Annotated in this window: 12 protein-coding genes; 7 read left to right on the forward strand and 5 right to left on the reverse strand. The window is 73.2% G+C overall.

Annotated elements, in window-relative coordinates; translation table 11 throughout:
* Positions 1–9 precede the first annotated feature (9 nt).
* A complete protein-coding gene (locus tag ACFFJC_RS19170) occupies positions 10–2,064 on the reverse strand; it encodes a protein-disulfide reductase DsbD family protein (RefSeq protein ID WP_379489073.1) in 2,055 nt (684 codons plus the stop codon).
* A gap of 100 nt (positions 2,065–2,164) precedes the next feature.
* Between ACFFJC_RS19170 and ACFFJC_RS19175 the strand changes: the two genes are divergently transcribed.
* Both ACFFJC_RS19175 and ACFFJC_RS19180 read left to right on the forward strand, forming a co-directional pair.
* Positions 2,165–3,874 (forward strand): alkaline phosphatase family protein, encoded by a 1,710-nt coding sequence (locus ACFFJC_RS19175; protein WP_379489002.1) that lies wholly within the window; start codon positions 2,165–2,167, stop codon positions 3,872–3,874.
* Positions 3,871–5,115 carry an FAD-dependent monooxygenase gene (locus ACFFJC_RS19180; RefSeq protein ID WP_379489003.1) on the forward strand — a complete coding sequence of 415 codons (1,245 nt, stop codon included), beginning with the start codon at positions 3,871–3,873 and terminating at the stop codon, positions 5,113–5,115. The genes ACFFJC_RS19175 and ACFFJC_RS19180 overlap by 4 nt, the downstream gene beginning before the upstream one ends.
* Positions 5,116–5,170: 55 nt before the next feature.
* Here ACFFJC_RS19180 and ACFFJC_RS19185 read toward each other — a convergent pair whose 3' ends face one another.
* From ACFFJC_RS19185 to hemC, 3 genes are read right to left on the reverse strand one after another with little or no spacing between them, the layout of a single operon-like run.
* Positions 5,171–6,061, reverse strand: a complete 891-nt coding sequence (locus ACFFJC_RS19185; protein ID WP_379489004.1) for a hypothetical protein — start codon at positions 6,059–6,061, stop codon at positions 5,171–5,173.
* 19 nt (positions 6,062–6,080) lie between these two features.
* Positions 6,081–6,800, reverse strand: a complete 720-nt coding sequence (locus ACFFJC_RS19190) for a uroporphyrinogen-III synthase (RefSeq protein ID WP_379489005.1) — start codon at positions 6,798–6,800, stop codon at positions 6,081–6,083.
* Positions 6,797–7,741 carry a hydroxymethylbilane synthase gene (gene hemC, locus ACFFJC_RS19195; RefSeq protein ID WP_379489006.1) on the reverse strand — a complete coding sequence of 315 codons (945 nt, stop codon included), beginning with the start codon at positions 7,739–7,741 and terminating at the stop codon, positions 6,797–6,799. Before hemC ends, ACFFJC_RS19190 begins: the two co-directional genes overlap by 4 nt.
* A 62-nt stretch (positions 7,742–7,803) precedes the next feature.
* Here hemC and tsaD point away from each other — a divergent pair, with 62 nt between their 5' ends.
* The 5 genes from tsaD to ACFFJC_RS19220 all read left to right on the forward strand — a co-directional run bounded on the left by tsaD (position 7,804) and on the right by ACFFJC_RS19220 (position 12,942).
* A complete protein-coding gene (tsaD, locus tag ACFFJC_RS19200) occupies positions 7,804–8,838 on the forward strand; it encodes a tRNA (adenosine(37)-N6)-threonylcarbamoyltransferase complex transferase subunit TsaD (RefSeq protein WP_379489007.1) in 1,035 nt (344 codons plus the stop codon).
* A complete protein-coding gene (locus ACFFJC_RS19205) occupies positions 8,835–9,836 on the forward strand; it encodes an NAD(P)H-dependent glycerol-3-phosphate dehydrogenase (RefSeq protein WP_379489008.1) in 1,002 nt (333 codons plus the stop codon). The genes tsaD and ACFFJC_RS19205 overlap by 4 nt, the downstream gene beginning before the upstream one ends.
* 26 nt (positions 9,837–9,862) lie before the next feature.
* A complete protein-coding gene (locus ACFFJC_RS19210; protein WP_379489074.1) occupies positions 9,863–11,350 on the forward strand; it encodes a lipopolysaccharide biosynthesis protein in 1,488 nt (495 codons plus the stop codon).
* Positions 11,351–11,423: 73 nt separating this feature from the next.
* The gene (locus tag ACFFJC_RS19215) at positions 11,424–12,149 is read left to right on the forward strand and encodes an OmpA family protein (RefSeq protein WP_379489009.1); all 726 of its coding nucleotides are present in this window, start codon (positions 11,424–11,426) and stop codon (positions 12,147–12,149) included.
* A 169-nt stretch (positions 12,150–12,318) separates the two neighbouring features.
* Positions 12,319–12,942 carry a helix-hairpin-helix domain-containing protein gene (locus tag ACFFJC_RS19220; protein WP_379489075.1) on the forward strand — a complete coding sequence of 208 codons (624 nt, stop codon included), beginning with the start codon at positions 12,319–12,321 and terminating at the stop codon, positions 12,940–12,942.
* 47 nt (positions 12,943–12,989) lie between these two features.
* Here ACFFJC_RS19220 and ACFFJC_RS19225 read toward each other — a convergent pair whose 3' ends face one another.
* Entirely contained in the window at positions 12,990–14,078 is a 1,089-nt protein-coding gene (locus ACFFJC_RS19225; RefSeq protein WP_379489010.1) for a helix-turn-helix transcriptional regulator, read from the reverse strand.
* Positions 14,079–14,311: the final 233 nt, after the last annotated feature.

Below are 14,311 nucleotides of genomic sequence, written 5' to 3' on the forward strand. Positions count from 1 at the left end.
GGTGTCGACCTACTGCGCCGCCCGGTCGGCAAGCAGCGCGGGGGTCAGCACTTGCGGCAGTTGCTGCGCGGCGCCCTTGCGGTCGTACCACACGTAGAGCGGCACCCCGGCGGCGCCCTGCGCGGTCAGGTAGCGGGTGATCTCGGGATCGCGACGGGTCCAGTCGCCGCGCAGCACGACGACGCCGGCCTTCTCGAACGCCGCCTGGGTGTCGAGCCGCTCGATGGCGACTTCCTCGTTGACCTTGCAGGTGAGGCACCAGTCGGCGGTCATCCAGACGAAGACCGGCTTGCCGCTGCGCCGTGCGGCGGCGAGCGCCTGGGCCGAGAAGGGCCGCGCGTCGATGTAGGTGGCCTCGAAGCGGCGGGGCTCCTGCGGCTGGGGCATCGTCGCGATGCCCACCCCGAGGACGGCGAGGAGCGCCAAAGCCGGCACTAACGCGCGCTTGCCGCGGCGCTGTTCGCGTCCCAGCAGCGCCAGCAGCGCCAGCACCAGCGCGCCCAGGGCGAGCACGTAGGCGAGCGCGGGATAGCCGCCCAGCCGCCACACGAGCCACGCCAGCGCCGCTGCGGTCAGCGCCATCGGCACGGCCATGATCCGGCGGAACGTCGCCATCCAGCGCCCGGGACGGGGCAGCCTGGCGCGCAGGGCGGGGACGAAGGCGATCGCGAGGAAGGGCAGCGCGATCCCCAGCCCGAGCGCCGCGAACAGGCACAGCGCCGGCGCTACTGGCAGCAGCAGCGCGGCGCCCATCGCGCTCGCCATGAACGGGCCGGTGCAGGGCGTCGCCACGAAGGCGGCGAGGAGGCCGGTGGCGAAGGCGCCTTGCGGAGATCCGGCGGCGGCGAAGCCGGGGAGGGTGAATTCGAACAGGCCGAGGAGATTGGCGGTGATCGCGGCGGACAGCGCGAACAGCGCGACGACCACCGCCGGCTCCTGCAGCTGGAACGCCCAGCCGACCTGCTCCCCACCCGCGCGCAGCGTCAATAGCGCCGCACCAAGGCCCAGACAGCAGGCGATTACGCCCGCCGCATAGGACAGGCCCTCGATCCGGGCATGGGCCTCGCTCTCGCCGGCGCGGGCGAGGCTGAGCGCCTTGAGCGAGAGGATCGGGAACACGCAGGGCATCACGTTGAGCAGCAGACCGCCGGCCAGGGCGGCCAGAAGCAACCAGGGAAGGGGGGGAAGCGGGGGGAGGTCGGGGGGGACCGCCCCATCCATCGCGACCGGGACGCCGCCGCCGGGCACGGCACCGGGCCGGGCGGTCACCGCGATCCCGTCGCCGGCATCGTCGAGCCGCAGGACCGCGTCGATGCGCTCCGCCTCCCGTGTCGCGAAGCGGGCGCGGGGGATGGTGACGAGGAGCAGGTCTCCCTTGCGCGCGAAGCGCTGGGGCGCGGCATAGTCGACGAGCTTGTCCTGCGCGACGAACAGGTGCGGCGCATCCAGTGCCACGGAGGCGGGCAGGGGGATGGCGAGGCGCAGCGCCTTGCCGTCCAGCGCGAAGGCGGCATCGGCGTCGAGCGGGGCGGGCAGCGCCCGGGTCCAGGCGTCGAAGGCGGCGGTGGCCGAGCGATCCTGCGCGCCGCCCGCGACGATCTCGGTCGCCAGCTCGGCGCGCTCGGGCACGCAGATCTGCTCGGTGCAGGCGAGCCACTGCGCCTTGACCCGGACCGGCACGCGCGAGGCGCCGGCGGGCAGCGTGACCGGGACGAGCACCGCATAGGCGTGCTCGTAGACGTGGTTCATCAGCCCTTGCACCAGCAGCGTCGCCGGCACCGGGTAGCGCGGCGCGCCGGCCGCCACCCCGGCCGGAAGGTCCCAGTCGAGCTGCATGCCGAGCCCGGCGTCGCCGGGGTTGAGCCAGTAGCCGTGCCAGCCCGGCTCGGGAGTCATGCGGATGGCAAGCATCGCCTCGCGGCCGGACACGGGGCCGGCGACCAGCTCGGCGGCGATGTGGGGCGCCGCCGCGCGGGCGGGGGCGGCACCCGCAAGGAGCGCCCCCATCAGCACCGCGAGATGACACAGGGCCGTCACAAGGAGGCGATAGCGGCGGGTTTCCATGATGCTCCGTGGCGTTGGGCGGCCCTTGCGCTGGGTCGGCAATCCGGTCATGCGAGCATCTGCCCCCAACGCGCGGACATTTCAAGGAAGCTCCCCCTCGATGCGCCTCAGCCGAACCTGCACTCCGCTTTCCTCCCTCGCCCTCGCCGCCGCCCTCACCGCCGCCCTTTGCGCCGCGACGCCTGCCGTGGCGCAGCAGGCTGCCCCCGCTGCTCCGGCAGCTCCGGCTCCGGCTCCGGCTCCGCAGGCGCCGCCCCGGCTGATCGTGGCGATCTCGGTGGACCAGTTCTCGGCCGACCTGTTCCAGCAGTACCGCGAGCGTTATTCCAAGGGCCTGTCGCGGCTGCTGCAGGGGGCGGTGTTCCCCTCCGGCTTCCAGTCGCACGCGGCGACCGAGACCTGCCCCGGCCACTCCACGCTGCTGACCGGGGTGCATCCCAGCCGCACCGGCATTATCGCCAACAACTGGTTCGTCCCCGGCATCGCCCGCGCCGACAAGCAGGTCTACTGCTCCGAGGACGAGAGCAACCCGAAGAGCAATTCGGAGGACTCGGTCATCAGCCCGGCGCACCTCAAGGCGCCGACGCTGGGGGACCTGCTCAAGAAGAACAACCCGGCCAGCCTCAACGTCGCCGTCTCCGCCAAGGACCGCGCGGTCGTGATGATGAGCGGCCACACCGCCGATGCCGCCTACTGGATCAAGGGCAAGGGCTTCGTGACCTTCGAGGACCGCAAGCTCTCGCCCGCGGCGCTGGCCGAGAACGAGGCGCTGGCGAAGACGGTCGCGGCGGGTGCCGGCGACCTGCCGGTCCCGGGCTGGTGCGGCGCGGTGGACCGCCCGACCGACATGGGCGGCTTCACCATCGGCACCTACCGCTTCCCGCTGAAGGCCGGCGACATGAAGGGCTTTGCCAACAGCCCGCGCCTCGACCAGGCCACCACCGACATGGCGGTGCGCCTGCTGGACGAGATGCCGCTCGGCCAGGACGACGTGCCGGACGTGCTCTCGGTCAGCTACTCGGCGACCGACAAGGTCGGCCACGCCTACGGCACCGAAGGCGTGGAGATGTGCATCCAGATGAACGTGCTGGACCAGACCGTCGGCACCCTGCTCGACGCGCTTGATGCCCGCGGGCTGGACTACGTGGTCGTGCTCAGCGCCGACCACGGCGGCGCCGACGCCCCCGAGCGGATGAAGCTGCAGGGCGTGCCGGAGGCCAGCCGCCTCGATCCTGCGCTGACGGCGGAGGCGCTGTCGGCCTCCGTTGCGCAGGCGACCAGGATCACCGTCAAGGACGGCCCGCTGCTCTACGGCGCCGGCGGATCGGGCGACATCTGGCTCAACGCCGGGCTCACCCCGGCGCAGCGCAAGAAGGTCATCGCCGAACTGGTGGCCGAGCTGAAGGCCAACCCGCAGATCTCCGGCGTCTACACCGCCGACGAGCTGAAGACAGTCAAGGTGCCCAGCGGCCAGCCGCAGGACTGGACGGAGATCGAGCGCGTCGCCGCCTCGTTCGATCCGGAGCGCTCGGGCGAGGTGCTGATGATGACCCGGCGCGCGGTGGTGCCCGGCACCCGGCCGCAGCCCGGCTATACCGCCACGCACGGCAGTCCGTGGGACTACGATCGCCGCGTGCCGATGCTGTTCTGGCGCAAGGGCATGGTCCGCATGGAGCAGGCCCAGCCGGTCGAGACGGTCGACATCGCGCCCACCCTGGCCGGGCTCGTCGGGCTTTCCGAGCCGGCGGGGACCTGGGACGGCAGGTGTCTCGACATCTACGCCGGGGAGTCCGATAGCTGCTCGCGATGAGCGATTCGATCACGACTGCACACGCCGCGGCTGACCGCCGCGACCTGATCATCCTGGGCGGCGGCCTCGTCGGCATGACGCTGGCGCTCGCCGCTGCCCGGGCCGGGATCACCAGCCACGTCATCGACCGCGCCGATCCCGCCGACCTGGTGGCCGAAGGCGCGGACGGGCGGGCGTCTGCGATCTCGACCGCGAGCTGGAACCTGTTCACCAACGTGGGGCTCGCGGACCGACTGGAGGCGCTGGGCTGCCCGATCGATTCGATCGCGGTGACCGACGGCATGAAGCCGGGGCGCATCGACTTCACGCCCAAGCCCGAGGAAGGCTCGCTCGGCCGCATGTTCGCCAACCGCGACTTGCGCCTCGCCCTGTTCGACGCCGCGCGCGAGGAGCCCGCCATCGCCTGGCACGTGCGGACCGAGGCCTTGCGCAAGGACCGCGGCCTCCACGGCGTGGAGGTGGAGCTGTCCGACGGGCGCGTGGTCGCCGGCTCGCTGCTGGTCGCGGCCGAGGGACGCCAGTCGCCCACCCGCGACGAGGCCGGTTTCGCGCTGGCCAAGTGGGAATACCACCATCGCGCCTTCGTCACCGGCCTGTTCCACGAGAAGCCGCACGCCAACACCGCCTGGGAAATCTTCTATCCCGCAGGCCCGTTCGCGCTGCTGCCGCTGCTCGACGATGCGCAGGGGCGCCACCGCAGCGCGCTGGTGTGGACGGTGGCGGAGAAGGACGCCGCCGGCGTGGCGGCGATGCCCGACGCGATGTTCGTCCACGAAGTCGCCGCCCGGATGCACGGCGTGCTCGGTGCGATCTCGCTGGCGGCGCCGCGCATGAGCTATCCCTTGCGCTTCCACCACGCGGGCAAGGTCGTGGACCATCGCCTCGCGGTGATCGGCGATGCCGCCCACGGCATGCACCCGATCGCCGGGCAGGGCCTCAACCTGGGCCTGCGCGACGTCGGCGCCCTCGTGGAAGTGCTGGTCGAAGGCATGCGCCTGGGGCTGGAGCCGGGCGACGCGCAGATGCTCGCCCGCTACGAGAAGTGGCGCGGCCTCGACACCTTCATGGTCATGTCGGTGACCGACGGGCTGACCCGGCTGTTCGGCGTGCCGGGCCGCGCCGCCAGCGCGGCGCGGCGGCTCGGCATGGGGGCGGTGCAGCGCACGCCGATGCTCAAGCGGTTCTTCATGGACGAGGCCCGGGGCGTCTCGGGCAAGCTGCCGGAACTGCTCCAGGCCTGAGCCCCCGGCCGGGCGCGGTCGGCGGCCTGCTCCGCCCCCGCTTTGCTCGGCCCGTCTATTCCGTCACCGCCTCGGTCGGTTCTTCCTGCGGCGCGGTCGGGGCGAGGGGGCTCGCCTGCTCCACCGCCTGGCCGCTGGCGTCCTGCAGCTTGCTGGGTTCCAGCATCGCCGTGGTCTCCAGCAGGTCGAGCGCCTTCTGCGCCGCCTCGAAGCGGCGGGCATCGGCGATCCACACGTCCGCGGCATCGGCCCCGGGGAGGCGTTCGACCTCGCCGATGGCGGCGTCGATCCGCCGCGCGGTGAGCATCACGCGGGCGCGCTCGATGCGCGCGGCCGGGCTCGCCAGCGTGCCGGAATCGCGGCGCACGATGAAGAGCGAGCCGAACTCGTGGCGGACTCGGTCCCACAGGCTCTTGTCGGTGGCCGTGATCGTCAGCTCGGGCGAGAGCGCCTCCAGCCTTGCGCTCAGCCCGTCGATGGTGACCGGGTTGGCGGCGAAGGCGATGATCGTCTCCACCGCGCGCGGCTGGGCGTTCATGAAGCGCAGGCGGAGCTGGTCGGCGACGTAGCCCAGCGGCTCGCCCCGGTCGACCATGCGGCGCGCGGCGAAGGCGATCAGCAGGCCCTCGGCCCGTCCAGCGTTGCCGGCCGCCGCATGGGTCTGGAGATCCACGCGCGAGAGGCGGTCCTCCAGCATCGCCAGGCGGCCCTCCACGGTGGCGACCTGGGCCAGTTGCGCCGGGGCTCCGGCCGGCGCGGGCGGCACAACCGTCTGGACGGTGCGGGCTGCCGGGAGCTCCAGCATCGCGGGAAGGTAGCCGCGCGTCGCCAGCCAGGCGACCAGGCCGGCGCCGAGCACGAAGGCGACCAGCGCCACGAAGAGGGTCAGGCCCGCCGAGCGCCTGCGAGGGGCGACCGTTGTGACCGGCGCGGTGGTATCCTGCATCGGGGCCTTTTTCTGGCAGTTACTGTCCGGGAGCGGCTTCTTGGCACATCTCCACCGCCAAGGCCAGCAATGCGGCGTCGTGGGGAGCGGCGGCGCAGCGCAGGGCGGCCCAGCCGGTACCGGCGCGCGCGGCCACGCGAGGGCCGATCGCGGCGAGGGCAACCTGGCTGCGGTCGATTGCCGCCGCCTCGCAGACTTGCGCGAAGCGGGCCGCGGCCTCTCCCGAGTGGAGCAGCGCCAGCGCCGGGCCGGACAGCGCCGCGAGCAGCCCGGGCGACGGGGCGAGCGGCTCGCTGGCGTAGACCTCGCGCGTGGTGACCGAGACCCCTGGGGGCACGGTGAGGGCGACGCGCTCGCGCCCGGCGAGCCGGAGCAGGCGGCGATGGCGCGGCGCGAGCCCCTCGACCAGGGTCTGGAGCCCGCCCGCGCCGGCGGCCACGACCTCGAGCCCGGCGGCCCGCGCGGCGAGGGCGGTGGTCTCGCCCACGGCATAGGCGGGGAGCCCGCGATAGGCCGCCAGCGCCGCGCCGCCATGGCGCAGCGCGTTGGCGCTGCCCAGCAGCAGCGCATCGACGTCGCCGGGGGGCACCGGCTGCCAGGCAAGCGGGCGGACCGCGAAGAGCGGAAAGGCCTCGGCGCGCAGCCCCCGGGCCCGCGCGGCGGCGTGGGTGGCCGCGGCGCCGGGCTCCGGCCGCAGGACCAGGACCCGCAGCGGCACCCGGGCGGGTGCCTCGCTCACGCCTGCGCGGGACCGGCGAAGTGTACCGCGATGGCGGGCACGGCGCGCTCCAGCAGGTCGGCGGCGAGGCGCGCCGGTCCTTGGGCGTCGTCCGCTGCGAAGCGCGCCTCGCCGGTGACGTGCTCGGCGCCGTCGGGGCTGTAGAGCGCCGCGCGCATGACCAGCGCCGCGCCCTCGCTACGGGTCAGCACCGCTATGGGGCTGTGGCAATTGCCGCCGAGCCCCGCCAGCAGGGCCCGCTCGGCCAGGACCTGCGCGCGGCTCTCGGCGTGGTCGATGGCGGCCAGGAAGGCGCGGGTGCGCGCGTCGTCGGCGCGGCACTCGATCATGATCGCCGCCTGCGCCGGGGCGGGGAGCCAGTCCTCGGCCGCCAGCGGATGGCCGGTGCCGCTCTCGCCCAGGCGCTTGAGCCCGGCCGCGGCCAGGAAGGTCGCGTCCGCCTCGCCCGCCGCCAGCCGCGACAGGCGGGTGGCGACGTTGCCGCGGAAGGTCACCACCGTGCAGTCCGGCCGGGCGTGGAGCAGCTGCGCGGCGCGGCGCGGGGCGCTGGTGCCGACGACCGCGCCGGGGGGCAGCGCGGCGATGCTGGGCGCGCCGACCAGCACGTCGCGCACGTCCTCGCGCGGGAGGATCGCGCCGATAACGAAGGCCTCGGGCCGGATCGTCTCCACGTCCTTGGCGGAGTGGACCGCGAAGTCGATCTCGCCGGCGTCGAGCCAGGCGTCGAGCTCCTTGGTCCAGAGCGCCTTGCCCCCGATCTCGGCGAGAGCGCGGTCCTGGATGCGATCACCGCTGGCAGTGACGGGAACGATCTCTATATGCGCCGGATCAATTGCGTGCGCCGCGGCCAGCCGGTCCCGCGCCTCGTGGGCCTGGGCCATGGCGAGGGGCGACCGGCGGGTGCCGAGGCGGAAGCGCGCGTGTTGTTCATCGTTGGTCATCGGCGGCTTGTGCTACCCGTCAATGTCGTCCAGGGGAAGTGCGGCCAAAGACAATGAAAACCATGAGGACAGTTCTAGGCATCGAATCATCCTGCGACGAGACCGCCGCGGCGCTGGTGACGAGCGACCGGACGATCCTCGCTCAGCGCATCGCCTCGCAGGACGACGCGCACGGCCCCTACGGCGGCGTCGTGCCCGAGATCGCCGCCCGCGCCCATGCCGAGCGGCTCGCCCCGCTGATCGCGGCGACGCTGGCCGACGCCGGCATGACGCTGGACCAGGTCGATGCCATCGCCGCCACCGCCGGGCCGGGGCTGATCGGCGGGGTCATGGTCGGCCTCGTCACCGCCAAGGCGCTGGCCATGGCGAGCGACAAGCCGCTGATCGCGGTCAACCACCTGGAAGGCCACGCGCTCTCGCCCCGGCTGGCCGACGCCTCGCTCCAATACCCCTACCTGCTGCTGCTGGTCTCGGGCGGGCACTGCCAGATCCTGCTGGTGGAAGGCCTGGGCCGCTTCCGCCGGCTCGCCACCACCATCGACGATGCGCTGGGCGAAGCCTTCGACAAGTCTGCCAAGGTGCTCGGCCTGGGCTATCCCGGCGGTCCGGCGCTGGAGCGGCTGGCGCTGGAGGGCGATGCCCGCAAGGTCCCGCTGCCGCGCCCGCTCAAGGGCTCGGACGAGCCGCACTTCTCCTTCGCCGGGCTCAAGAGCGCGGTGCTGCGCGCCAAGCAGTCCGGGGACTACGCCGATGCCGACATCGCCGCCGCGTTCCAGCAGGCGGCGATCGACTGCCTGGTCGACCGCCTGCAGCGGGCGCTGGCGCTCGCCGGGCCGGTCGAGGCGCTGGTGGTCGCAGGCGGGGTCGCCGCCAACACCGCGATCCGCAGCGCGCTCGAAGCCCTGGCCGCGCGGCAGGGCCTGCCCTTCATCGCGCCGCCACTCGGACTGTGTACCGACAACGCGGCGATGATCGCCTGGGCCGGGCTGGAGCGGCTGGAGCGCGGGCAGTCGGATCCGCTCGATGTGGCGGCCCGGCCGCGCTGGCCGCTCGACCCGGCGGCCGAGGCGGTGCGCGGGGCGGGAGTGAAGGCATGAACGCGACGGTGGTGGGCGTGATCGGCGCCGGCGCCTGGGGCACCGCCCTGGCGCAGGCGCTGGCCGGGGACGACGGCGAGGTCCTGCTCTGGGCCCGCGAGCCGGCGCTGGTCGAGGAGATCAACCGCGACCGCCGCAACGGCCTCTACCTGCCCAGCGCCACGCTCGCGCCCGGCATCCGCGCGACCTCCGACCTGTCCGCCCTGGCGGCGCTGCCCGCGCTGCTGATGGTGGTGCCGGCGCAGTTCCTCGCCTCGGTCGTCGCCGCGCTGCCCGAGGGTGAGCGCGACCTGGTGCTGTGCTCCAAGGGCATCGAGGCGGGCACCGGCCGGCTGATGACCGATGTCGTGGCCGAGATCGCCCCCGCCGACCGCATCGCGGTGCTGTCCGGCCCGACCTTCGCGCACGAGGTCGCCGCCGGCCTGCCGACCGCGGTGACGCTGGCCTGCGGCGGCGGCGAAGCGCAGTGGGACCGCCTGGCGCCGGCCATCGCGCGCCCGACGCTGCGGCCCTACTACTCCGACGACCTGACCGGCGCCGAGATCGGCGGTGCGGTCAAGAACGTGCTGGCGATCGCCTGCGGCGTGGTCGAGGGGCTCAACCTCGGCCAGAACGCCCGCGCCGCGCTGATCGCGCGCGGCCATGCCGAGATGCTGCGCTTCGGGCTGGCGCGCGGCGCGCGGGCGGAGACGATCTCGGGCCTGTGCGGGCTGGGGGACCTGGTGCTGACCTGTTCCTCCACCTCCAGCCGCAACTTCTCCCTGGGCCTGGCGCTCGGCAAGGGACTGACCGCGGTGGAGGCGCTCTCGGGCAAGAACAGCGTGGCCGAAGGCGCCGCGACCGCGCCCGTGCTGGCCGAGCTGGCCCGGCGCGAGGGCGTGCAGATGCCGATCGTCGATGCCGTCTGCCGGCTGCTCGCGGGCGAGGCCCCGGCCGGGGTGGTCGTCGCCGACCTTCTGGCGCGGCCGTTGCGCGCCGAACAGGAGCACGCCGGTTGAGCGACGGTTCCGCGACTTCGGGAGCGATGAGCGCGCACGAGCGCGACGACATCGCCGCGCTGGCCAAGGGCGGCCGCACCAATCTCTTCGGGTTCTTCCTGAGGCTGGCGGCGCGCATCCCGTTCCTGTTCATCGCCGGGCGGTCCTCGGTCTACGGACCCGCGGCGCTCGGGCGCTTCGCCTCCGCGCTGGTGCTGATCGAGCTGACCTCGATGCTCTGCACCATGGGCGAGAAGCGCGGCCTGGCGCAGCGCCTGTCGGAGACCGAAGGGCAGGTTCATCCGGCCAACGTCATCGCCGACGGCACCATCCTGGCGGTGATCGCCAGCGTCTCCGCGGCGGTGTTCTTCTGGTTCGTTCCGGGGCTGCTGTTCCCGGGCGGCCACTACACCTGGATCGACCGGCTGATGGTGATCGCGCTGCCGCCGCTCACCATGACCGAGATCTGGCTGGCCGCGCTCGCCTATCGCCTGCGCGTCACCCCCACGGTGTGGTCGCGGGCCATCGTCGAGCCCTGGACGATCTCGATCATGGCCGCGGCGATGATCTGGCTGGCTCCCGAAAGCGGGCTGTCGATCGCCTACATCGCCTCGATCATGGCCGCGGCGCTGACCGCCTTCATCCCGTTCTTCCGCGAATACGGCGTGCCGCGCGGCTGGCGTCCGCGGCCCGGACCGATGCGCCGGCTGGCGCTGCGCTCGCTTCCCATCGCGCTGGCAGACGCGATCGAGTGGGGCACCCGCCGCGTCGACATCTTCCTGCTCGGCTTCCTCGCGCCCGCCTCGGCCGTGGGCGTCTACTACGCCGCGCAGCAGGTCGCCAGCCTGCCGCAGAAGCTCAAGACCAGCTTCGAGCCGGTGCTGGGCCCGGTCATCACCCGCAACCTCAAGGAGCGCGACTACGCCGCCATCGCCCGGCAGGTGTGCCAGGTCGGCTTCTGGATCACCGCGTCGCAGGCGGGCATCGCGCTGGCGCTCGGCATCCCGGGCAACGGGGTGATGGGGTTGGTCGGGCGCGAGTTCGTGGGCGGCACCGGGGCGCTCGCGTTCCTGCTCACGGCGGAGGTCGTGGCGGCCACCGCGGTCGTCAGCGAGGCGGCGCTGATCTACGTCGCGCGCGTGCGCAACCTGTGGGTTTCGCTGGCGACGATCGGCTTGCAGGCGCTGCTGACCCTGGGCGGCATCCTGATGATGCAGCGCCTGGGGTTCAACTCGCTGTTCCAGGCCGCCGCCGCCGCCGCCGCGCTCATGGTGGCGCTGGGGCTCGCCTCGGTCGTCAAGTCGCGCATGCTCTCGCGCATCCTGGGCGAGCCGATCAACAACTGGCGCTGGGCGCTCGTCTGGGCCGCGGCGCCGGCCGTTGCGATCGGCGTCCTGGCGGTGCGCTTCCTCCCTGAATGGGCGGCGCTGGCCTTCGGCATCCCGGCGATCCTGGGCGCCTACTTCCTCGTCATCTGGAAGCGGGCCTTCGGGCCCGAGGACCGGCGCCTGTTCCAGAAGACCAAGGCAGCCTGACGGCGCCGCTCCGAAAGGCAACAGGGCCGATCAAAGGCTTCAATCTCGCGCGTCCACACTCTAGGCTAGGTCCATGAATCCCCGCCGTGCATCGATCATCGCCGCCGGAGCCGCGCTGTGCCTCGTCCTGTCCTTCGCGGTGACGCGGACGCGGGGCGGCGTGTTCGTCGGCGAGCTCGAACGGCAGGCGAGCGCGGCGCGCGATGCCGCCGGCGGCAAGGGGGTGCGGATCACCTTCCACGACCGCTATGGCTGGATGACCCGCCATCCGGTGCTTTCGGGCGGCGCGCAGCTGGACACCGCGACCCGCACCCGGGTGGCCGCCGCCGTGGCCGCCGTGCCCGGCATCGCCGGTGTGAGCTGGGAGCGGGAGGAGGGCGATGGCCGCACGGCGACGATCCACTGCCAGGACGACGTCGAGCGCATCCTGGAGACCCGTACGATCCGCTTCGGAGAGGCCAGCACGCGCCTGGACCCGGCCAGCGAGCGGCTGCTCGACGAAGTGGCGCGGGCGCTTCGGCCCTGCGTCGGCAGTATCATCGCGGTGACCGGGCATACCGACGGCGGCGGCAACCCGCAGGTCAACGTCGCGCTCTCGCTGGCGCGGGCCGAGGCGGTCCGCTCGGCGCTGGTGGCGCGCGGCATCCCTGCGGACGGCTTGCGGGCGGCGGGCGTGGGCGCGCAGAAGCCGGTATCCGGGCTCGATCCGCTCGACCCTGCCAACCGTCGCATCGAATTCTCCGTGATCTCCTCCGCGCCCGTCAAGCCCACCCCCATCGACACGCCCGGGCCGGGGTGACCGCCGGGATGAGGGCCCCGGGCCGAGAGCGGGGGTCAAGACCAAGGAAAGGAAGCCAAGTTGCCGCTATGGCTGGAAATGGCCGTCTCGCTATTGCTGACCTACGGAGTGGGCTTCGCCATCGGCTGGCTGGCTTGGAATCGGAAAGGATGAATTTGCCGTGCTGGAAATGATTCAGGCGAACTGGCTCGTCTTCATCGTCGCGCTGCTCATCGGCATCGCGGTCGCCTACTGGGTCTTCGTGCAGGGCTCGCGCCCGGCGCGGCGCGACCGCCGGCCGGACGTGCTGGACGAGGGCGCCGCGCCCGCCCAGCGCAACCAGGCCCTGATCGACGCTCCGCCCGCGGCGCAGTTCGAGGCGCCGGTGCACATGGACCCGCCGGCGATGGCCGGCACGATGGCGGGCATCGGCGAAGTGATCGCCGTCGCCACCCACGACGACGCGGCGCAGGAGCGGGCCGCGGAGCCGCCGCAGACGATCGCCGCCGAGCCCGATCCGAGCCCCGCCGCACCCGCACCCGCACCCGCGCCCGCACCCGTCCCGGTCGAGGGCGAAGCGGACGACCTGCGCCGGATCAAGGGGCTCGGCCCCAAGATGCTGGCGACGCTCCACGCGCTGGGTGTCACCCGCTATGCGCAGATCGCGGCGTGGACCGACGCCGATCTCGACGTGCTGGACAGCAAGCTCGGCGCCTTCGCCGGCCGCCCGCGGCGGGACAACTGGGTCGAGCAGGCGCGCCTGCTGGAGAGCGGCGACACCGGCGCCTACGAGGCGCGCTTCGGCAAGCTCTAGCGGGAGGCAGGCTCTAGAGGGCGGCAGGCTCTAGAGGGCGGCAGGCTCTAGCGGGCGGCCATCTCGATCACGCCGCGCGCGATCGAGACCAGTTCGGCCTCGCGGTTCACGCCCGCCTTCTGGAACACGGTGCGCAGCTGGCTGGCGACCGTCTGCGCGCTGACGCCCCGCATCCGCGCGATCTCCTGGCGCGAATGCCCCTGGGCGAGCAGCGCCACGATCTCGCCTTCGGCGCGCGTCAGCTCCAGCGCCGCGCTGATCCGCGGTCCCTGGTCCCCGGCCGTGCCGAGCGGCGCCTTCAGCGTGACGATGGCGCTGGGGGCGAAGCCGAAGTTCCATTCATGCCGGGGCAGCGCGCAGATCTCCAGCAGCAAGGGTCCTTGCGGTGATTGCAGCCACAGCTCGGTCGGCATCGCGCGCCGGCTGGCGAGCGCGAGGCCGACCGCCACCTGCAGCCGGCGGTCGAGGTCCGGGCGGGTCGCGTGCAGCATGCCGCGGCGTACCTGCAGCGTCTCCGGCGCCAGCAGGCCTTCCGCGGCCGGGGTGACGGAGCGGACCCGCCCGGTGCCGTCCAGCAGCACCGCCGCGGTGCGCAGCGAATCGAGCGAGCCGAGCAGCAGCTCGGTCCCCTTGTGCTCGATCGCCCTCTGCGTCCGGATCGCCGCCAGGACCTGCGGCGCGACGCGGCCGAAGGTGGCGCGCTGGGCCTCGGTGGTGCGGCCGTCGCTGGCGGAATGGAGGGCGGCGAGCCCGAAGAACGCGCGCGGCTCGTCGGCGAGCGCGGTCTGCACCCCGTGCTGGGCATCCCAGCGGCGCACGTGCTCCATGTAGGCTTCGTTCGGGCCGGCGCTGCAGATGGCGTCGTAGTGCTGCTCCCAGGCGAGCTCGAACGGCCCCCGGGCGGCGGCGACGCGGTAGTTCACGTCGGGGCGGTGGCCGCCGATCTCCAGGAAGTCTTCGACGTACCCTTCATCGACGTCGGTGACCCAGTTGAACAGCGTGTGCCCCTCGCCCAGGGCGATGAGCTGCGCCCTGGACGAGCCCGTGGCGGAGGCGAGCGCCTTCAGCGCCACGTCCCAGCCCCCCTGTTCGAAGGGCGCGCGCGCGAACAGCGCCCCCAGTTCCTCGTCCCGCATGGCCTTGCCCCCCGACTCAGACCGTTCGGGGGCAATGTGAACTGCGCCTCAGCTCTGCGCAAGCCAAGGAAATGAGGCCGCTTTGTGCGGCCGATACCACGATCGGGGTATGCGCCGCGCGCCATCCGGGCGCATGAGCGGGGTGCGACCCGAAGGACGGCTCAGCCGACCTTTCGACCTTGCCCGGGGGCCTTTCGAAGGCACCCGGGCATCTTTCGCCGGCGGACCGGGCG

It is taken from the genome of Novosphingobium soli, assembly GCF_042432915.1.
Lineage (GTDB): Bacteria > Pseudomonadota > Alphaproteobacteria > Sphingomonadales > Sphingomonadaceae > Novosphingobium > Novosphingobium soli.

What these genes read in the sequence shown, in the direction of transcription:
- hemC (WP_379489006.1), bottom strand. Translation starts at nt 7,741, where the DNA reads ATGACCAACGATGAACAACACGCGCGCTTCCGCCTCGGCACCCGCCGG.
- ACFFJC_RS19215 (WP_379489009.1), top strand. Translation starts at nt 11,424, where the DNA reads ATGAATCCCCGCCGTGCATCGATCATCGCCGCCGGAGCCGCGCTGTGC.
- ACFFJC_RS19180 (WP_379489003.1), top strand. Translation starts at nt 3,871, where the DNA reads ATGAGCGATTCGATCACGACTGCACACGCCGCGGCTGACCGCCGCGAC.
- tsaD (WP_379489007.1), top strand. Translation starts at nt 7,804, where the DNA reads ATGAGGACAGTTCTAGGCATCGAATCATCCTGCGACGAGACCGCCGCG.
- ACFFJC_RS19220 (WP_379489075.1), top strand. Translation starts at nt 12,319, where the DNA reads ATGATTCAGGCGAACTGGCTCGTCTTCATCGTCGCGCTGCTCATCGGC.
- ACFFJC_RS19210 (WP_379489074.1), top strand. Translation starts at nt 9,863, where the DNA reads ATGAGCGCGCACGAGCGCGACGACATCGCCGCGCTGGCCAAGGGCGGC.
- ACFFJC_RS19170 (WP_379489073.1), bottom strand. Translation starts at nt 2,064, where the DNA reads ATGGAAACCCGCCGCTATCGCCTCCTTGTGACGGCCCTGTGTCATCTC.
- ACFFJC_RS19185 (WP_379489004.1), bottom strand. Translation starts at nt 6,061, where the DNA reads ATGCAGGATACCACCGCGCCGGTCACAACGGTCGCCCCTCGCAGGCGC.
- ACFFJC_RS19175 (WP_379489002.1), top strand. Translation starts at nt 2,165, where the DNA reads ATGCGCCTCAGCCGAACCTGCACTCCGCTTTCCTCCCTCGCCCTCGCC.
- ACFFJC_RS19205 (WP_379489008.1), top strand. Translation starts at nt 8,835, where the DNA reads ATGAACGCGACGGTGGTGGGCGTGATCGGCGCCGGCGCCTGGGGCACC.
- ACFFJC_RS19225 (WP_379489010.1), bottom strand. Translation starts at nt 14,078, where the DNA reads ATGCGGGACGAGGAACTGGGGGCGCTGTTCGCGCGCGCGCCCTTCGAA.